General features: G+C 44.4%; 20 protein-coding genes. 18 read left to right on the forward strand and 2 right to left on the reverse strand.

What is annotated here, in order from left to right; genetic code table 11:
* Positions 1-24 precede the first annotated feature (24 nt).
* On the reverse strand, positions 25-1,365 hold the full coding sequence (gene brnQ, locus AC4CV5_RS11170; RefSeq protein ID WP_166849613.1) for a branched-chain amino acid transport system II carrier protein: 1,341 nt from the start codon (positions 1,363-1,365) through the stop codon (positions 25-27).
* 201 nt (positions 1,366-1,566) lie between these two features.
* Between brnQ and AC4CV5_RS11175 the strand changes: the two genes are divergently transcribed.
* From AC4CV5_RS11175 to AC4CV5_RS11195, 5 genes are all read left to right on the forward strand, one after another.
* Positions 1,567-2,712, forward strand: coding sequence for a cysteine desulfurase family protein (locus AC4CV5_RS11175; protein ID WP_490922768.1), 1,146 nt, complete (start codon positions 1,567-1,569; stop codon positions 2,710-2,712).
* Positions 2,713-2,715: 3 nt separating this feature from the next.
* Positions 2,716-3,921: a tRNA uracil 4-sulfurtransferase ThiI gene (gene thiI, locus AC4CV5_RS11180; protein WP_248602099.1), complete on the forward strand. Its 1,206-nt coding sequence runs from the start codon at positions 2,716-2,718 to the stop codon at positions 3,919-3,921.
* Positions 3,922-4,013: 92 nt separating this feature from the next.
* Positions 4,014-4,223: an alpha type acid-soluble spore protein SspA gene (sspA, locus tag AC4CV5_RS11185; RefSeq protein ID WP_003223491.1), complete on the forward strand. Its 210-nt coding sequence runs from the start codon at positions 4,014-4,016 to the stop codon at positions 4,221-4,223.
* Between the two features lie 177 nt (positions 4,224-4,400).
* A complete protein-coding gene (mbcS, locus tag AC4CV5_RS11190; RefSeq protein WP_490922770.1) occupies positions 4,401-5,990 on the forward strand; it encodes an acyl-CoA synthetase MbcS in 1,590 nt (529 codons plus the stop codon).
* Positions 5,991-6,009: 19 nt separating this feature from the next.
* Positions 6,010-7,596, forward strand: a complete 1,587-nt coding sequence (locus tag AC4CV5_RS11195) for an amidohydrolase (protein WP_490922772.1) — start codon at positions 6,010-6,012, stop codon at positions 7,594-7,596.
* A 36-nt stretch (positions 7,597-7,632) separates the two neighbouring features.
* On the opposite strand, the gene AC4CV5_RS11200 is transcribed toward AC4CV5_RS11195, so the two are convergent.
* On the reverse strand, positions 7,633-8,436 hold the full coding sequence (locus AC4CV5_RS11200; RefSeq protein ID WP_166849627.1) for an NAD kinase: 804 nt from the start codon (positions 8,434-8,436) through the stop codon (positions 7,633-7,635).
* Between the two features lie 185 nt (positions 8,437-8,621).
* On the opposite strand from AC4CV5_RS11200, the gene sppA reads away from it, so the two are divergent.
* The 13 genes from sppA (at position 8,622) to AC4CV5_RS11265 (ending at position 19,754) form a co-directional block, all read left to right on the forward strand.
* Positions 8,622-9,629 (forward strand): signal peptide peptidase SppA, encoded by a 1,008-nt coding sequence (sppA, locus tag AC4CV5_RS11205; RefSeq protein WP_490922774.1) that lies wholly within the window; start codon positions 8,622-8,624, stop codon positions 9,627-9,629.
* A gap of 12 nt (positions 9,630-9,641) precedes the next feature.
* Positions 9,642-10,136 (forward strand): RDD family protein, encoded by a 495-nt coding sequence (locus AC4CV5_RS11210; protein ID WP_490922775.1) that lies wholly within the window; start codon positions 9,642-9,644, stop codon positions 10,134-10,136.
* Between the two features lie 74 nt (positions 10,137-10,210).
* Positions 10,211-10,891: a DUF2953 domain-containing protein gene (locus tag AC4CV5_RS11215; RefSeq protein ID WP_166849668.1), complete on the forward strand. Its 681-nt coding sequence runs from the start codon at positions 10,211-10,213 to the stop codon at positions 10,889-10,891.
* A gap of 13 nt (positions 10,892-10,904) precedes the next feature.
* Complete coding sequence (ytfJ, locus tag AC4CV5_RS11220; protein ID WP_014114770.1) at positions 10,905-11,366, forward strand: GerW family sporulation protein; 462 nt, start codon at positions 10,905-10,907, stop codon at positions 11,364-11,366.
* Between the two features lie 108 nt (positions 11,367-11,474).
* Positions 11,475-11,978 carry a thiol peroxidase gene (gene tpx / locus AC4CV5_RS11225; protein ID WP_003223506.1) on the forward strand — a complete coding sequence of 168 codons (504 nt, stop codon included), beginning with the start codon at positions 11,475-11,477 and terminating at the stop codon, positions 11,976-11,978.
* Between the two features lie 59 nt (positions 11,979-12,037).
* Complete coding sequence (locus tag AC4CV5_RS11230) at positions 12,038-13,024, forward strand: class I SAM-dependent methyltransferase (protein ID WP_326221246.1); 987 nt, start codon at positions 12,038-12,040, stop codon at positions 13,022-13,024.
* A 346-nt stretch (positions 13,025-13,370) separates the two neighbouring features.
* Positions 13,371-14,558 (forward strand): acetate kinase, encoded by a 1,188-nt coding sequence (locus tag AC4CV5_RS11235; protein ID WP_003223511.1) that lies wholly within the window; start codon positions 13,371-13,373, stop codon positions 14,556-14,558.
* Between the two features lie 85 nt (positions 14,559-14,643).
* Complete coding sequence (locus AC4CV5_RS11240; RefSeq protein WP_222143331.1) at positions 14,644-15,156, forward strand: MogA/MoaB family molybdenum cofactor biosynthesis protein; 513 nt, start codon at positions 14,644-14,646, stop codon at positions 15,154-15,156.
* A 169-nt stretch (positions 15,157-15,325) separates the two neighbouring features.
* Positions 15,326-16,537 (forward strand): argininosuccinate synthase, encoded by a 1,212-nt coding sequence (locus AC4CV5_RS11245; RefSeq protein ID WP_326221248.1) that lies wholly within the window; start codon positions 15,326-15,328, stop codon positions 16,535-16,537.
* Complete coding sequence (gene argH / locus AC4CV5_RS11250; protein ID WP_490922780.1) at positions 16,534-17,919, forward strand: argininosuccinate lyase; 1,386 nt, start codon at positions 16,534-16,536, stop codon at positions 17,917-17,919. Before AC4CV5_RS11245 ends, argH begins: the two co-directional genes overlap by 4 nt.
* Positions 17,920-17,983: 64 nt before the next feature.
* Complete coding sequence (locus tag AC4CV5_RS11255) at positions 17,984-18,115, forward strand: hypothetical protein (RefSeq protein WP_100740509.1); 132 nt, start codon at positions 17,984-17,986, stop codon at positions 18,113-18,115.
* Positions 18,116-18,241: 126 nt separating this feature from the next.
* Positions 18,242-19,009: an SDR family oxidoreductase gene (locus tag AC4CV5_RS11260; protein ID WP_166849681.1), complete on the forward strand. Its 768-nt coding sequence runs from the start codon at positions 18,242-18,244 to the stop codon at positions 19,007-19,009.
* 61 nt (positions 19,010-19,070) lie between these two features.
* Positions 19,071-19,754 (forward strand): metal-dependent hydrolase, encoded by a 684-nt coding sequence (locus AC4CV5_RS11265; protein WP_003223523.1) that lies wholly within the window; start codon positions 19,071-19,073, stop codon positions 19,752-19,754.
* Positions 19,755-19,824: the final 70 nt, after the last annotated feature.

The following is a 19,824-nucleotide window of genomic DNA, read 5'->3' on the forward strand; positions in this document are numbered from 1 at the left end:
GAGATCCAATAAGGCTTTTCGTTTTTACTGGTTGATATCAGCTGGTTTTTTATTCGAGCCGGTAGCAAGAGAAATCAGATAACCGGCAATGCCTCCAATGATTGCAGGGATGACCCAGCCAAATCCTAAGCTGTAAAGCGGCAGTGACTGACCGAGAACTTTATTTAAAGAACCGAGCGGAATGCTTGCGGCATTCAGGCCATCGATAATACTGAAAATACCAGTTGCGATCAAACAAAGAATATATACTTCACGTCTGCCTTTAAATGATTTTTCAATAAATGAAAGCAAAATGATAACAATTGCTAACGGGTAAATAGCTGATAAAATAGGAACTGAGAACAAAATAATATTTGAAAGCCCAAAGTTAGAAATAATAAAGCTGAACACAGTGACAATCGTTACAACCGCTTTATAAGATAAAGAAGGAATCAGCTTTGAGAAATAATTTCCGCATGAAGAGACAAGGCCAATGCTTGTAGTCAAGCACGCGAATAGGATAGCGACGCCTAATATGATATTTCCTAATGATCCGAACAGATGCTGTGAAGATTCTGATAAAATTTTGCTTCCTGCACCAAGGAGTCCGACAGAATCTGTGCTTGTTGCTCCTAAATAGGCGAGTGAAACGTAAACCAGGCCGAGGCCTGCTGCGGCAACAAGTCCTGCTTTAATACATACGGAAGCAACAGATTTACGGCTGGTGATGCCTCTGTCCTTAACGGCATTCACAACGACAATTCCGAACACGATAGAAGCAAGTGCATCCATTGTTTTATAGCCTTCTAAAAATCCTTTAAACAATGATCCGGAAGCATACGCTTCAAGCGGTGGCTGAATGTCCCCCATTGGCGTCACGATGCTTTTGATGACTAAGATTGCGATAACAGCAAGTAAAATAGGTGTTAATACCTTGCCAATCCTGTCAACAAGCTTTGTAGGATTTAAAGCCAGGTAGTACGTAACAGTAAAGAAAAGAAACGTAAAAATAAGAAGTGTCAGCCATGCAGGCATGCCGCTTACAAAAGGTAGAGCCGCAATTTCATAAGAAACAGTGCCTGTTCGCGGAATCGCAAACAACGGTCCGATTGTTAAATAAAGAACGACTGTAAAAATAGTTCCAAAGACCGGGTGTGCTTTATCTGCAAGGCCTTTAGCATCTGTCCCTGTTAATGCAACAGCTACAACACCTAAAAGCGGGAGGCCGACACCCGTCACGAGAAATCCTGTCATCGCTTTCCAAACATTTTCACCGGCTGCTTGTCCAAGTTCAGGCGGAAATATCATATTTCCTGCGCCAAAGAACAAAGCGAAGAGCATAAGCCCAATGGCGATCGTCTCCTTGGCTGATAGTGATGATTTCATAACGTATAAATCCTCCTAATTTCACTATGGTAGAATATTCTGTCAATTAATTGTCAGATAATATGACGAAAGTAACAAATCTAATTATAGGTGAATGTATGAAGAAGTCAATAGTAATTTTATTTACTTTTTCAGCAGTAATTTGTTATGGTAACATATAAAATTAGTTTTGTATCGCTTTCATATTAAAGGAGTAAAAAGATGTTATATTTAGACAATAGTTCAACGACCAAACCGTACGATGAAGTCTTGAACACATATGAACAAACAAGCAGAAGATATTTTGGAAATCCTTCATCTTTGCACCGGTATGGAGCCGAAACGGAACAGCTGCTTCAGGCAGCTAAACATCAGATAAAAAGAGCCATAGGCCTAAAGAATTATGATATTGTATTTACGTCAGGCGCTACAGAAGCTAATAATTTGGCTTTAAAAGGGGCCGCTTTGTCAAAAATAAAAGCAGGCAAACATATCATTGCCACTTCTATTGAACATCCGTCCGTTACGGAATCGTTAGAACAGCTGACAGAGTTATTCGGGTTTGACGTCACTTATCTTTCAGTGAACGAAGACGGATTTGTTTCAATAGAAGAATTAAAAAAAGCCATCCGTCCTGATACTGTGCTTGTGAGCATGATGCATGTGAACAATGAAGTCGGTTCTGTGCAGCCGATTGAAGAGGCAGGGGAAGTGCTGAAGGGGCACCCAAACATTCTGTTCCACGTCGATTATGTGCAGGGCATCTATAAAGTGCCATTGGCCATTGAAAAAGCCGGCATTGATCTTTGTTCAATTTCCGGGCATAAATTTCATGGGCTGAAGGGGACAGGTGCACTTATCGTAAAAGAAGGAACACGCCTTATCCCGCTGATAACGGGGGGCTCTCAGCAAAAAGGCATACGGGCCGGAACGGAACATACTGCGGGTGCGGTTTCGCTTGCCAAAGCTATTAATCTTGCCGCTGCTGATTTTGAAACACGGATTGACAAGATGGCTGCCGCTAAGGAATTGTTTATGAAAAGGCTGAGTGAAACCGAAGGCGTCGTTGTCAACACGCCTCAAATGAATAGTGCGCCGCACATTATTAATTTCTCTGTTCCGGGGATTAAAGCTGAAGTGCTTTTACACATGCTCGAGGAACAGGATATATTCGTCTCAACAACATCGGCCTGCTCAGCAAAAGAGCATAAGCCCAGCAAAGTTCTCTTACAGATGGGCAAGGGAGAGCCAATTGCCGGAAGCAGCATCAGAATCAGCTTAAACTACAGCCAGACAAGCGATGTGACAGAACCGTTTATGAACGCGCTCCGTCCTGGCATCAAAAAATTAAAGAAAATGATGAGGTAGAACATGAATTACGATCATATATTAATTCGTTTTGGGGAAATTTCGACCAAAGGAAAAAACAGAAAAAGCTTTATTGAGCGCTTAAAGCAAAATGTCAGACTCGTTTTGAAAGACTATCCGAACTTAAAATACTTTTCCAATCGGGACCGTATGACGATTACATTAAATGGTGAAGATCCTGAGGCTCTTTTTCCTCATTTAAAGCAGGTATTTGGCATCCAAAGCTTCAGCCTGGCGATTAAGTGTGATAGCCGCCTTGATGATATTAAGGCAACTGCGCTGCAGGCTATCGAGAATCAGTATCAGCCTGGTGATACGTTTAAAGTCGAAACGAAGAGAGCGTATAAACAATTTGAATTAGATACAAATCAAATGAACGCTGAAATCGGCGGCCATATTTTGCGACATACAGAAGGATTGACAGTCGATGTCCGCAACCCTGACATCCCGCTCAGAATCGAAATCAGAGAAGAAGCGACCTTTTTGACGATTCGCAATGAAAAAGGTGCAGGCGGACTGCCCGTTGGTTCAGCAGGCAAAGCGATGCTAATGCTATCCGGCGGTTTTGACAGCCCTGTGGCCGGATTTTATGCCATGAAACGGGGACTGTCGGTAGAAGCTGTTCATTTCTTCAGCCCGCCATACACAAGCGAGCGCGCAAAGCAAAAGGTCATGGATCTGGCAAAATGCCTATCCCGCTTTGGGGGAAGCATGACGCTTCATATCGTTCCATTTACAAAAACGCAAGAGCTCATCCAAAAACAAATTCCTGAGAACTACACAATGACGGCAACCCGCCGCCTCATGCTTCAAATTGCAGACAGAATCAGAGAAAAGAGAAACGGGCTTGCCATTATTACGGGAGAAAGCCTCGGTCAGGTAGCGAGCCAAACGCTGGAAAGCATGTACGCGATTAATGCGGTGACGTCAACACCGATTTTGCGTCCGTTAATCGCCATGGATAAAACAGAAATTATCGAAAAATCGCGGGAAATCGGCACATATGAGACAAGCATTCAGCCGTTTGAAGACTGCTGTACGATCTTTACGCCGCCAAGCCCGAAAACGCGCCCTAAAAAAGAAAAAATCGAACACTTTGAAAGCTTTGTTGATTTTGAACCGTATATTCAAGAAGCGGTTGAAAACATTGAAACACTGACGCTGTATAGCGAACAAGAAGCAAACGATAAATTCGCGGAACTCTTTTAAAACAGCTCCAGCTCCTGTATACAATTACCAAAGTTTTTTTGAATGAAGCCATGTGTTTTAACACATTCTATACTCACAAGGAGGTGAGACACATGGCTAACAATAACTCAGGTAACAGCAACAACCTTTTAGTACCAGGAGCTGCTCAAGCTATCGACCAAATGAAATTAGAAATCGCTTCTGAATTTGGTGTAAACCTTGGAGCAGACACAACTTCTCGCGCTAACGGTTCTGTTGGAGGAGAGATCACAAAACGTCTTGTATCTTTTGCTCAACAAAACATGGGCGGAGGACAATTCTAATTTACAATTTCACATAATGGCTTAGGAGTGGGGGTATCCCCACTCTTTTTCGTTTTTTAGATAAAAAAAGGACCAGCGGCCTATAAAACCTATGTTTACGTGGCTTGTTTTTAGGCATATCCTTACGGAAAGAGCCTGTATTTATGTATAATGGGTGGAGAAAGTGAGGAGTTGTTCGTGTTAAAACGAGAAGATTTAATTGCCCCTATGCAATATAATTTAGTGAATGAAATGGAAAAGTTCAGTGCCGCTGGACAGAAAACCGCTCTTCTTTGGGAGGATGAGTCGGGCAAGCAAGAATCTTGGTCATATGAAAAGCTGATGGAAGAAACAAATAAAATTGGAGCGGCTTTGGCTGACCTTGGATTTAAAAAGGGAGACAAACTGATTGTAATGGTTCCGCGGGTGCTTGAAGCCTATGCTGTTTATTTGGCTATCCTGAAATCAGGAATGGTTGTCATTCCGTGCTCGGAAATGCTTCGTGCGAAAGATCTTGAATACCGAATTGAACATGCAGAAGTGAAAGGCGCCATCGTCTATTCTGAATTTATCGGCGCTTTCCGTGACGTCAGTACGGCTGACAAACTGATTAAGCTGTCTATTGGCGAAAACGATGCCAAATGGAAAAATCTCTTATCGATTGAAGCTGACGGAAGCCAATTCCAAACAGCTGACACAACAAGAGATGATATGGCTTTCTTATCTTATACATCCGGAACAACAGGTCAGCCTAAAGGTGTTGTACATACACACGGATGGGCATTTGCTCATTTGAAAACATCTGCCGGCGCTTGGCTTGATATTTCTGAAAAGGATATCGTCTGGGCGACTGCTGCTCCTGGCTGGCAAAAGTGGGTGTGGAGCCCGTTTTTAGCGGTACTCGGCAGCGGAGCAACGGGTTTTGTGTACCACGGCAGATTCAAAGCAGAAAAATATTTAGAACTTTTAAACCGGTACAAAATCAATGTCTTCTGCTGTACGCCGACGGAATACCGCTTAATGGCGAAGGTCGAAGGCTTGGACCGCTACGATCTTTCTGCACTGCACAGCGCTGTGTCAGCAGGCGAGCCGCTCAACCGTGAAGTGATTGATGTTTTCCAAAAGCACTTCGGCATTAAGGTGCGGGACGGATATGGTCAAACAGAAAGCACGCTTTTAGTCGGTGTCTTGAAAGATATGGATATTAAACCAGGAAGTATGGGAAAACCGACACCGGGAAATCAGGTGGAGATCATTAATGAAGACGGTGAAATCTGCAAACCTGGTGAGGTTGGCGATATCGCTGTTCACCTCAGCACGCCGGCGCTCTTTAAAGAATATTACAAAGATCCGGAAAGAATGAAAACACAAATTCGCGGCGATTATTTCCTAACAGGAGACAGAGCAAAAAAAGATGAGGAAGGTTACTTTTGGTTTGAAAGCCGAAATGACGATATCATTATCAGCTCCGGCTACACGATCGGGCCATTCGAAGTGGAAGACGCGCTTGTTAAGCACCCTGAAGTAAAAGAATGTGCTGTTGTCGCAAGCCCGGATGAAATCAGAGGCTCCATCGTTAAGGCGTACGTTGTCCTGCAAGATCACGAAAAACGCAGTGATGAGCTTATCAAAATGCTGCAAAATCATGTGAAGACCATTACCGCTCCATACAAGTATCCAAGAGAGATTGAATTTGTAGAAAGCCTGCCGAAAACGGCTTCTGCAAAAATCAGACGAGTGGAATTAAGAAAACGTGAAGAACAGCTCAAAGCCAATAAAAAGGCGTAAAGAAAGAGAGTGAACGTGAATGAAGGCCATATGGCACGGCGGTTTCATTTATACGATGCTCGCAGAAGGCGATCGGACAGAGGCAGTTTATGTTGAGGATGGTGTCATAAAGGGCACCGGCAGCTATGAACGTCTGAAGAAAAAGTACGGGTCCCCGGAAACAGAAGAAATCTGCCTGAACGGAGCAGTGATGTTTCCCGGTTTTGTCGACAGCCATTTACATTTGATCGGCCACGGCGAGAAACAGCTTCAGCTCGATCTGTCCGCACTAACGTCAAAAGAAGCTATTTTGCAGGCTGCCAAGGAAAGAGAGCGGCAGCTTCCTGAAGGCGATTGGCTCATTGGAGAGGGCTGGAATGAAAATCAGTTTGAGACACCGGACTATTTGGTGAAGCATGATCTCGACCGCTTATTTCCAGACAGGCCCGTCTTGCTCAAGCGAATATGCCGGCATGCGATAGCTGCCAATTCTGCGGCTCTTCAAGCGGCAGGGATTTCAAGAAACACTCCTGACCCTGAAGGCGGAGTCATCGCAAAAGATGCAAACGGTGAGCCGACCGGGCTTCTGTTTGATAAGGCGCAGGACTTGATTCTGAAGACTGTCCCGCCAGTCTCCCAGCACTATGTTGATGAGGCGCTTACGGCTGCGATAGAAGACTGCTGGACAAAAGGCCTGACTGGCGGACATTCGGAAGACCTGTCCTATTATGGTGATGTCTCGGTGCCGATGAAAGCTTATGAGAAAGCTGCCGCTAGCGGAAATTATCCATTCCGCTGTCATTTGCTCGTTCATCACGAAGCGGTCGATCGATGGGAGCAGCTGGAGAAGCCGTCCGGCCCGTATGTGGAATTCGGTGCAATGAAAATCTTTGCAGACGGGGCGCTTGGCGGCAGAACGGCTTTATTGAAAGAACCATATCAGGATGATCCATCCACTAATGGTGTTCAGGTTCATGATGACGAAACCCTTGGCCGGCTCATTCGAAAAGCGAGAGAAAAAGGCATGGAGGTTGCGGTTCATGCAATCGGCGATCTTGCTTTTGAAAAAGTGTTGAACGCAATAGAAAAGCATCCACCCAAAAATGGACGGCATGATCGGCTGATTCATGCTCAAGTGCTAAATGATGAATTAATCGAAAAAGCAGTACGTATGCCGATCGCACTTGATCTTCAGCCTCATTTTGTCGCCAGTGATTTTCCGTGGGTCATTGAACGTCTCGGAAAAGACCGGATGAACACAGCCTTTGCGTGGAAAACGCTGATGTCTAAAGGCATTTTATGCGCGGGCGGTTCAGACGCTCCGATTGAGCCTGTTGACCCGCTTCTTGGCATCCAGTCCGCGGTGCTCCGGAAAAGCAGTCATGAGCAGAACGGACCAAGCTATAACGAAAGCGAATGTTTAACGGTATATGAAGCAATTAAGCTCTATACAGAAGGAAGCGCAAGGATCATTTATAAAGAGAAGTCACGCGGAAAAATTGCCGAAGGCTATGACGCGGATTTTACGGTTCTCAGCGATAATCCCTTTACAATTGACCCTGCACAGCTTCATCTTTTAGACATTAAAAAAACCGTAATAAACGGCCAGATTGTATATGAGAAATAATAAAAGGACAGGCGGGAAGCCTGTCCTTTTCATTTTCTATAAAAAAGTGCGTTTCACTTTCTCCCAAAATGAATTGTCCTTTAATTTGACTGTTTTGATTTTCTTGTCAGACAGTTTGATTTCGATCGTTTTCACATTTCTCGTGCTGAGTGCTTCATTGTCCAAGCCGATGATTGGGTGCTCGTTGCCGTCTTGTACCACACGAAGGGTCAGCTTTCGGTCAGAACTGAGGACAAATGGCGAGCCGAGTGTCCGGTAGGTGTTATTGTTAAGAGAAGCAAGTTCAGATACCTGCATGCATGGGAGCAGCGGATCAACGACCGCACCTGCAACAGACTTGTTATATGCGGTGCTGCCTGTAGGCGTCGAGATAATCATCCCGTCACCTCTAAACGTTTCAAAGTGCAGATCATCAATCAGCACGTCCATCACAAAGGTTTTAATGATGCTTGAACGGATGGAAACCTCGTTTAAGCAGTGAAAAGGACTTGCATTATCCACTGTCACTTCAATCAGCGGATACTTTCTGACTTCAATTTGTTCAAACGTCATTGCATCGACCATTTTTTCACGCTCATCACTATGAAAGTCGCAATATAAATGAGCTTTCCCCTTTTTGGTAATGCCGACGTACAAGCAGTCGTCACGGAAATTCGTCTTTCTGACTGCCTGCAAAAATGTGCCGTCCCCGCCAATGCTAGCAATGATATTGGCGTCTGAGTGCTGATTCACAACCGTAAATCCATGCTCTTCAGCCAATTTCGTTAAAGAGCTGGCTTGTTCGTTTGTTTCCTGGTCTTGTTTGTGAAAAAAATAAACATTACGGCGTTGATCGGTCATATCCCATTTCCCCTTTGCTGTCATATTTAAGTTTTTCTGCCATCCAGTATTTGTGATAAAATACCTTTGGCCATAAGTGTACCACGTTTGCCGGCAGCCCGTTAAGCCGGAGCTTTCTCATCACATGAAACATTTTTCATATTGAATCGTATAATGAGAGAGTTTGGGAAAAAGGAGGAGAAAAAATGAATGCTAAAAGATGGATTGCATTAGTGATTGCCCTGGGGATTTTCGGCGTGTCCATCATCGTCAGCATCTCAATGAGTTTCTTTGAAAGCGTCAAAGGCGCTCAAACGGATCTCACTTCACTGACGGATGAATCGCAGGAAAAGACGCTGGAAAACGGCAGTCTCTCAAGTAAAATTGCCGTATTGGAGGTCAGCGGCACCATTCAGGATAATGGGGATTCAAGCAGTCTGCTCGGTTCAGACGGATATAACCACAGAACGTTCTTAAAAAACCTTGAGCGTGCAAAAGATGACAAGGCGGTCAAAGGTATTGTTCTGAAGGTGAATTCACCGGGCGGCGGAGTGTATGAAAGTGCCGAAATACATAAGAAGCTGGAAGAAATCAAGAAAGAAACAAAAAAACCGATTTATGTGTCGATGGGATCGATGGCAGCATCCGGCGGCTATTACATCTCAACGGCGGCAGATAAGATTTTTGCGACACCGGAAACCCTGACCGGGTCACTCGGCGTCATTATGGAAAGCGTCAATTATTCCAAGCTTGCTGATAAGCTCGGCATTTCTTTTGAGACAATTAAGAGCGGGGCCCATAAGGATATTATGTCACCTTCCCGTGAGATGACGAAAGAAGAAAAGAACATCATGCAATCGATGGTTGATAATTCGTATGAAGGCTTTGTTGATGTCATTTCTGAAGGCCGCGGCATGTCGAAAACAGAGGTAAAAAAAATTGCGGACGGACGCGTGTATGACGGACGGCAGGCGAAAAAACTGAATCTCGTTGATGAGCTTGGTTTTTATGACGATACCATTTCTGCGATGAAAAAAGATCATAAGGATTTGAAAAACGCCTCAGTCATTTCTTACGAGGAAAGCTTCGGATTAGGCTCATTGTTTTCCATGGGCGCCAACAAAATGTTTAAGAGTGAAATTGATTTTCTGAATATGAGAGAAATTCTTTCACAATCCAGTTCGCCGAGAATGATGTATCTCTATGCGAAATAGGAGGGATCAATAATGGATGTGACATATGAAGAGTTGGAGCATAATGACATCAAAAGCCCGCAAGAAGCGGAGCAGCTGACACATGCCTATGCCGGCTTTTGGGTTCGTTTCTGGGCTTTCCTGCTTGATTGGCTCGTTGTATGGGGATTAAATCATTTACTTGTTTCTCCCCTCTTTACCGTATTGGATCTGCCGAAAACATCTGGCATGTTTACCTTCTCGGCCTACAGTGTGACAACGCTTATTGTTTATCTTGCCTATTTTGCGCTGATGACAAAGTTCTTCAGGCAGACGCTTGGAAAAATGGTGTTCGGCCTCAAAGTGGTTTCTGTGAAACCGGATCGCAAGCTGACATGGGGTACAGTAATTTTTCGTGAAGTAGTCGGACGGTATATTGACAAGATTTGGATTTTATATATCGTCGTTGCTTTTTCACCCACAAAGCAGGGGATTCATGATTACATTGCGGATACGACTGTGGTGCATGAAAAACTATACAGCAAATAACCGATAAACCCGGACTTCATCCGGGTTTATTTTTTTATGATTTGGCGATAATGCTCCTAGAGGAAGTGAAGAATATGGTATATGTGCTGACAGCCATTCTTATTCTTATAGGTATCGTGCTGCTTCTCAGAATGAAAGTTCATGTCGCTGCAGAGTATCTTCACACAAATGATAACGACAAACTGACCTTGAAGATCACGACGCTGTTTGGCCTGATCCGGATCAAAAAATCAATCCCGGCCATTAAGGTGAACAAAGCTGACGGAACAGTTGATATCAAACAAAAATCAAAATCTAAAGTGAAAGAAAGCAGCAGTAAGAAAAAAATTACGTTTGATGATGTGCAGCAGAGTATTCATAAAATCGAAATGCTTCTGCACCAGGTCAAAAATTTACGGAAAACCAACGCGACTTTTCTGGCGCATGTACATATCACAAAACTCGAATGGGTTACAATCGTTGGAATTCATGACGCGGCAGTAACTGGTGTGTTAACAGGTGCTGTATGGGGTGTGAAAGGCGGCATCGCTGCGATGCTGTACGACCATCTGGACTTTGTGAACAAACCTGTCTATGAAGTGATTCCATCGTTTCAAGTCCCTGTCTCCAAGACCCATTTTCAGTGTATATTCTTTTTTCGCTTTGGACATGCTATGCTTGCAGCTTTCAAATTCGTCAAATACGGACGAGAGCTATCCGTATTAAAGAAGAATCCGTCGTCCCGAATGACTTCAAAGAATGATTCATCAGTTTAAGGAGGAAGCGTATATGGCAGACCATCCCATCCAAGGTTTAATGAAAACCGCAATGGAGAACTTGAAGGAAATGATTGATGTTAACACCATCATCGGAGATCCGGTTGAAACGCCGGATGGAAGCGTGATTTTAACCGTTTCTAAAGTTGGATTTGGATTCGCCGCAGGCGGAAGCGAGTTTGGCGGAAAGCCGGCAGAAAAGAAATCGGAAGACGATGAGACAAGAGAACAAAAACTTCCTTTCGGAGGCGGAAGCGGGGGCGGTGTGTCCATTACGCCGATCGCGTTTTTAATTGTCGGATCGACAGGGATCAGAATGCTTCATTTAGATGAAAATACCCATTTGATTGAGAAAATTTTAGACGCAGCCCCTCAAACCCTTGAACGCATCCAGCAAATGTTCAAGAAAAATAACAAGAACCAAGGTCAGGGACAAGGCCAAAATCAAAACCAAATGAACAATATGAATTATTAAAGAAGGTTAACTGCGGCCGCCGCAGTTAACTTTTTTTTGGCATAAACTTTGCAGTTTGCAGGAAACTTTACTATGATAGAGTCATACATACAAAAGGGAGGAATTATAATGGCTGAGATTACATTTAAAGGCGGTCCGGTTACACTCGTCGGACAAGAAGTGAAAGTAGGAGATCAAGCTCCTGATTTCACAGTGCTGACTAACAGCCTCGAAGAAAAATCGTTAGCTGATATGAAAGGAAAGGTAACGATTATTTCTGTTATCCCTTCAATTGATACAGGTGTTTGTGATGCGCAAACACGCCGTTTTAACGAAGAAGCTGCAAAGCTTGGAGATGTTAACGTCTATACAATCAGTGCAGACCTTCCATTTGCGCAAGCGCGCTGGTGCGGTGCTAACGGAATTGACAAAGTGGAAACACTGTCTGACCACAGAGATATGTCATTTGGCGAAGCGTTCGGTGTGTATATTAAAGAACTTCGTTTGCTTGCGCGTTCCGTATTCGTCCTTGATGAGAACGGAAAAGTCGTTTACGCTGAATATGTAAGCGAAGCAACAAACCACCCGAACTATGAAAAGCCAATTGAGGCTGCCAAGGCATTAGTGAAGTAAGCAGGGAAAAAAGCTCCAGGCTGCCGCCGGAGCTTTTTTCATGGCAAGGAGGAACATATATGCAAAAAGACCATGTAGGTGCGGTTTACGAGCTGTTAAACGAAGCCGCGATCATTATAAAGAATGAATTGCAAATTTCATATATAGAGGCGCTGGCTGAAGCGGGAGAAATGTATTTCCTTGAAAAAACGGATCAGCTGAAACTGCCTGATGAGAAAACCGAACAGCTGCAGGCTCTGCTTGAAAAAGCGGAATTCGGCACGTATGAACACGAGTGGGTGCGCAAAGCTTTTCAGCTTGCTGTCCTGAAAGGCCTGAAAGATATCTCCCATCCGAACAGACAAATGACGCCGGACACGATCGGGCTTTTCATCAGTTATTTGGTGAATAAGTTTATGGCAGACCAAAAGGAACTGATGATTCTTGATCCGGCTGTCGGAACGGGAAACCTTCTGTTCACCGTGCTGAACCAGCTGTCTGAAAAAACGGCAAATAGCTATGGCGTTGAAATTGATGATGTACTGCTGAAGATCGCGTATGCCCAAGCGAACCTTCTGAAAAAAGAGCTTGAGCTTTTCCATCAGGACAGCCTTGAGCCGCTGTTTATCGATCCTGTTGACACGGTCATATGCGATCTGCCGGTCGGCTATTATCCGAATGACGAAGGAGCAGAAGCGTTTGAGCTCAAAGCGGACGAAGGCCATTCCTTCGCGCATCATCTGTTTATTGAACAAAGCGTTAAGCATACCAAACCGGGTGGCTACTTATTTTTTATGATCCCGAATCATTTATTTGAGAGCTCCCAAAGCGACAAGCTGAAACAGTTTTTCAAAGATAAGGTTCATATCAATGCGCTTTTGCAGCTGCCAAAATCCATTTTTAAAGAAGAGGCTCATGCCAAAAGCATTCTTGTGCTTCAGAAAAAAGGAGAGGAGACGAAAGCACCGAGTCAAATTCTGCTTGCGAATCTTCCGTCTTTCTCCAATCAGAAGGCAATGCTTGATATGATGGCTCAATTCGATGAGTGGTTTAGAAAAGAAAAATAGGTGTCGATTAGCAGCTTAGGCAGCCGTTATGTGATGGATGCTTAAGCTGTTTTTATTTGTGCCTTGAAGACCGGAGACGGGCGAATTGAATCCAGCTTTGAAACACAAAATACAGAGAGAAAAACCGCAAATTGTAAGCGTTCGTCAATGAGAAATCTATAGGTGATATATCTGAAAATAACGACTTCTTATTGAAAGCGTTATCAATACACAAGTTGACTTGAAATGCCGACATGACAATGTTTAAATGGAAAAGTCAGATATTTTTCGGAGAAGATGATGATATTCACCGGGAAAAAGTACGAAAAACGAAGTTGTTGATACAGAGTATAAAGGAGCGTCAATCATGTCCAAAATTATTGCAATTAACGCAGGAAGCTCGTCTTTGAAATTTCAGCTTTTCGAAATGCCTTCAGAAACCGTTTTAACGAAGGGTTTAGTTGAACGAATTGGTATCGCCGACAGCGTATTCACAATTTCTGTAAACGGCGAAAAAAATACAGAAGTAACTGATATTCCGGATCATGCGGTAGCTGTTAAAATGCTGCTGAACAAGTTAACGGAATTCGGCATTATTAAAGATTTGAATGAAATTGACGGAATCGGTCACCGCGTCGTACACGGCGGGGAAAAATTCAGCGATTCTGTTTTATTAACAGATGAAACCATTAAGGAAATTGAAGATATTTCTGAATTGGCACCGCTTCACAACCCGGCAAATATTGTTGGAATTAAAGCCTTCAAAGAAGTGCTTCCAAATGTTCCTGCGGTTGCTGTTTTTGATACAGCATTCCACCAAACAATGCCTGAACAGTCTTACCTGTACAGCCTGCCGTATGAATACTATGAAAAGTTTGGCATCCGTAAATACGGCTTCCACGGCACTTCACATAAATATGTGACTGAGCGCGCGGCAGAGCTTCTCGGCCGTCCGTTAAAAGACTTACGCCTGATTTCCTGCCACCTTGGAAACGGTGCAAGTATTGCTGCTGTTGAAGGCGGCAAATCAATTGATACATCTATGGGCTTCACGCCGCTTGCCGGTGTTGCAATGGGTACACGTTCTGGAAACATCGACCCTGCCCTTATCCCATACATCATGGAGAAAACAGGCCAAACGGCTGACGAAGTACTGAATACATTAAACAAAAAAAGCGGACTGCTCGGCATCTCCGGTTTCTCAAGCGATCTTCGTGACATCGTTGAAGCAACGAAAGAAGGAAATGAGCGTGCGGAAACTGCCCTTGAAGTCTTCGCAAGCAGAATCCACAAATACATCGGTTCTTACGCTGCAAGAATGAGCGGTGTAGATGCGATCATCTTTACTGCCGGCATCGGTGAAAACAGTGTGGAAGTTAGAGAACGCGTCCTTCGCGGCTTAGAATTCATGGGCGTATACTGGGATCCTGCGCTTAATAACGTGCGCGGCGAGGAAGCTTTCATCAGCTATCCACATTCTCCAGTAAAAGTCATGATCATTCCGACTGATGAAGAAGTCATGATTGCGCGCGACGTTGTCCGTTTAGCAAAATAAATCAGTTGAAAAAGCACATTCTCTTGAATGTGCTTTTTTGTTCATGCATGATAATGACAGACAGAAAAATAAAAGAGGTGGGCCAATGAGCGTTCAAGAGCATAAACAGGAAGCTCCCGATATCGTTCGGTGCAAAGTGATCACAGTCAGTGACACAAGGACGGAAGAAACCGATAAGAGCGGCAAGCTGATGATCTCGTTTTTAGAAGAAGCCGGTCATCACATTGCTGCATATGAAATTGTAAAAGACGAGAAGGATGCTTTGCAGCAGGCTGTTCTTGCGGGCTGCATGGATGAACAAACAGACGCGGTTCTCTTAAACGGAGGGACAGGCATAGCAAATCGGGACGTCACAATTGAAGCCATTACGCCGCTGTTTTCGAAAGAGCTGCCCGGCTTTGGAGAAATATTCAGGATGCTGAGTTATACAGAGGATATCGGCTCTGCCGCAATCATGTCGAGAGCGACAGCTGGTGTCATCCAGCATACAGCTGTTTTCTCAACACCAGGCTCAAGCGGTGCGGTAAAGCTGGCAATGAATAAGCTGGTTATCCCCGAGCTTGCACATGTGGTCAGAGAAATCAGAAAAGACAAGTAAATGAATAAATACTACGAAACTTCACCTGGAAATTTAGGTGAAGTTTTTTTTATAAAAGGCTTGAAAAAACGAAAAGTACTTGTTAAAGTGTATACATACAAAATGTATTTTTATTAAATATAATTTATTTTTATACAAAAAAGAAACACGGTGAGAGGGGATTTTTATCATGTCAGAACAGAAAAAAGTCGTATTAGCATACTCAGGAGGTCTTGATACTTCCGTTGCAATAAAATGGCTTCAGGAGCAAGGATATAATGTGATCGCCTGCTGCCTGGACGTCGGTGAAGGCAAAGATTTGGCATTTGTTCAGCAGAAAGCGCTGGAAGTCGGCGCGACAAACTCTTACGTGATCGATGCGAAAGAAGAATTTGCACAGGACTACGCACTTATCTCTCTGCAGGCCCACACGATGTATGAAGGGAAATATCCGCTCGTTTCAGCATTATCTCGACCGCTGATTGCGAAAAAACTGGTTGAAATCGCAGAAAAAGAAGATGCACAGGCGATTGCGCACGGATGCACAGGAAAAGGAAATGACCAGGTTCGTTTCGAAGTATCCATTAAATCATTAAACCCTGACCTTGAAGTTATCGCGCCGGTTCGGGAATGGCAGTGGTCACGTGAAGAAGAAATCGAATATGCGGCAAGCCGCGGCATTCCGATTCCGATCAATCTTGACAGCCCGTATTCTATCGACCAAAACCTCTGGGGACGTGCAAATGAGTGCGGCATTTTAGAAGATCCGTGGGCGGCGCCGCCAGAAGGTGCATACGATTTAACAGCTCCGCTGGAAAAAACGCCGGACACGCCGGAAGTGATTGAAATTGCATTTGAACAAGGTGTGCCTGTATCCATTGATGGCGTATCCTACCCGCTTTCTGAACTGATTTTAAAGCTGAATGAAATGGCAGGCGCACACGGTGTCGGACGTATCGACCACGTGGAAAACCGTCTTGTCGGCATTAAATCCCGGGAAGTATACGAATGCCCTGGTGCGATGACACTGATCAAAGCGCATAAAGAATTGGAAGATTTGACACTGGTTAAAGAGGTAGCCCACTTTAAACCGATCATCGAGCAAAAAATGTCAGAAATCATTTACAACGGCTTATGGTTCTCACCGCTGAAAGATGCGCTGCATGCTTTCTTAAAAGAAACGCAAAAGCATGTCACAGGCATTGTTCGCGTGAAGCTGTTTAAAGGCCATGCGATTGTAGAAGGACGTAAATCAGAATACTCTCTATATGATGAAAAACTTGCAACATATACAAAAGACGATGCGTTTGATCACCATGCGGCAATCGGGTTTATCGAGCTTTGGGGACTTCCGACAAAAGTGAACAGCATCGTGAAAAAGAAGGAGCAGATTAAAGCATGAAGAAGCTTTGGGGAGGCCGATTTCAAAAAACACCGGAAAAATGGGTCGACGAGTTCGGCGCGTCTATATCATTTGACCAAAATTTAGTCACTGAAGACATTACAGGGTCTCTCGCACATGCTGCCATGCTGAAAAAATGCGGTATCCTGACAGCGGAAGAAGAACTGAAAATCCGGGAGGGACTGAATACCCTTCTGCAAAAAGCAGAGGAAGGAGCATTGGACTTCTCAGTCGATTATGAAGATATTCATTTGAACATTGAGAAAATGCTTATTGACGAAATCGGCCCTCTTGGCGGCAAGCTGCATACTGGCAGAAGCCGGAATGACCAGGTGGCAACTGACATGCATTTATACTTGAAAAATCATGTCGGCCACATCATCGAGCTGATTGAGGCATTCCAAGGCGCGCTGATCGAAAAGGCGGAAGCAAATATCGAAACGATTTTGCCGGGCTACACACATCTGCAACGCGCCCAGCCGATTTCATTCGCTCACCATTTGCTTGCGTATTTCTGGATGCTTGAACGCGACAAGGAGCGTTTTCAGGATTCGATGAAGCGGATTAACAAATCTCCGCTAGGCTGTGGGGCACTCGCGGGAACAACCTTCCTAATCGACCGTGATTATTCAGCAGAACTGCTCGGTTTTGACTCTATTTATGAAAACAGCCTGGACGGCGTCAGCGACAGAGATTTCATTTTGGAGTTTTTAAGCAACAGCAGTATGCTGATGATGCACCTATCCCGTTTCTCTGAAGAAATCATTCTATGGTGCTCTCAGGAGTTTAAATTCATCGAGCTTGACGATACGTACGCAACAGGAAGCAGCATGATGCCGCAAAAGAAAAACCCTGATATGGCAGAGCTGATCCGCGGAAAAACGGGACGCGTATACGGCGATATGATAGGGCTGTTTACGATCATGAAAGGCCTTCCACTCGCTTACAACAAAGATCTTCAAGAAGACAAAGAAGGCATGTTTGACACAGTGAAAACGGTCGAGGGCAGCCTGCAAATCTTCACAGGCATGATCCAAACAATGACGGTCAACAAAGAGGTCATGAAGCAAGCGACAAAACAAGACTTTTCAAATGCGACAGAACTGGCCGATTATTTAGCGAAAAAAGGAATGCCGTTCAGAGAAGCGCATGAAGTGGTCGGAAAACTTGTGTACACATGCATTGAAAAAGGGATCTATTTAAGCGATATGCCGTTTGGCGATTTTCAGCAGGCGAGCGAGCTCTTCGAAGAAGATATTTACACCGTGTTAGACCCTTACCACGCAGTTGAAAAAAGAATGAGCGCCGGAGGCACCGGATTCAAACAGGTGGAGCAGGCGCTTGAAAAAGCGAAAGCTTGCGTGGCAGCAGGAGTTTGCTAAAATTTCCTTCATAAAATTCCGTCATTATAGCCAACCTACCTCTATAATGATGGGAGGCAGAATGATGAAAAAAGAACCGGAACGCTATATTTATGATGAACAAGAAAGCCAGGAGACAACAAGGCTCATTTCAGAAGCATATCAAAGCGGTTATGTGGATATGCCTGATCAGGAGCCTTCATCTTCTGCTGAATAAGCTGTCTGTATAGGCAGCTTTTTTTGTATGTCAAAGTGTAAAAAGTGATATTGAAGGCCTTTTATAGTAAAGTAGAAGAAGAAACACTTTATTGAAAGCGGCGACGTTGCTTTGGGAGGTATTCATGTGCGACATGCTTTAATTACTGCCGGTTCGAAGGGTTTAGGCCGCAAAGTGACTGAGACGTTGCTTGCAAAGGGGTATTCAGTAACAGTCAATTACAGACAGGATGAGGATGCTGTCAGCCGCCTGAAGGAAGCCTGTCATGATTGTCTTGACCGGCTGCAATTTGTAAAAGGTGATGTCACCAAAAAAGAAGATCTGCTGCGTATTGCAGAGGCAGCCTTAAACCGCTTCGGAAGGATCGACTTTCTGATTAACAACGCGGGACCATACATATTTGAACGTAAAAAGTTAGCCGATTATACCGATGATGAATGGTACGGCATGCTGGAAGGTAATTTAAGCGCCGTCTTTCATTTATTCAAAGCGGTTATTCCTATTATGAGAAAACAGCAATTCGGACGAATCATCACGTACGGATTCCAAGGTGCGGCGCACACGCCCGGCTGGCTTCACCGATCGGCATTTGGCGCTGCGAAAGTGGGTTTGGCTTCTTTGACGAAGACCATTGCCATTGAAGAAGCCGAATTCGGCATAACTGCCAACATGGTTTGCCCGGGTGACATTGTCGGCGACATGAAGGAAGCATCAATAGAGGAAGCCAGGAAGAGAATCGGCAAAGAAAAAACGCCGATAGGAAGATCCGGCACAGGCGAGGATATCGCACGGATTATCGCTTTCTTGTGTGAGGAGAATTCAGACCTTGTGACAGGGACTGTCATTGAAGCCACCGGAGGCCTCAATGTCATTAATAAGAATCAAACAACATAAGTTTTTCAGCTTTTTAAAAAGGGAAAATAAGAAAACAAAATAACGTGACGAGGTGAAAGAAATGAAAGTGACATATCACGGACATTCTGTAATCACAGTGGAAACGAAGGATCATCATATTATATTTGATCCGTTTTTGACAGGGAATTCGTTAACGGATGTAAAGCCGGAGGATGTAAAAGCAGACGTTATCTTATTGACGCACGGCCACAATGATCATGTCGGCGACACTGAGCAAATTGCCAAGCAAAACAACGCGCTGGTTGTAGCGCCGAACGAGCTCGCCGTGTACTTAGGCTGGAAAGGCTTGAATGTTCATCCAATGCACATCGGTGGCTCCCGCCAGTTCGATTTTGGAAAAGTGAAGCTCACACAGGCCTTTCACGGATCAGCCATCACTGATGAAGAAAACAAAACAATTACTTACACAGGCATGCCAGCCGGTATTTTGCTGACTGTAGAAGATAAAACGATTTTCCACGCGGGCGATACGGCTCTTTTCTCTGATATGAAACTCATTGGCGAATTGAATCATATTGATATTGCCTTCTTGCCGATTGGCGATAACTTTACGATGGGGCCTGAAGACGCCAAGCTTGCCGCTGAATGGCTGCGGGCAAAACAGGTCGTGCCGGTGCATTACAATACATTCCCGGTCATCGAACAAGACCCTGAGGCCTTCGCTGACAGCCTGCCGGGCGGAGTCGGTAAAGTCATGGCGGTCGGTGAGACGATCGAGCTTTAAACGGGTGAAAACATCTCCTGATTCATCAGGGGATGTTTTTTTATTTTCTCCGCTCATTGCGTATAAATCC

Source organism: Bacillus sp. NS1 (assembly GCF_058248265.1).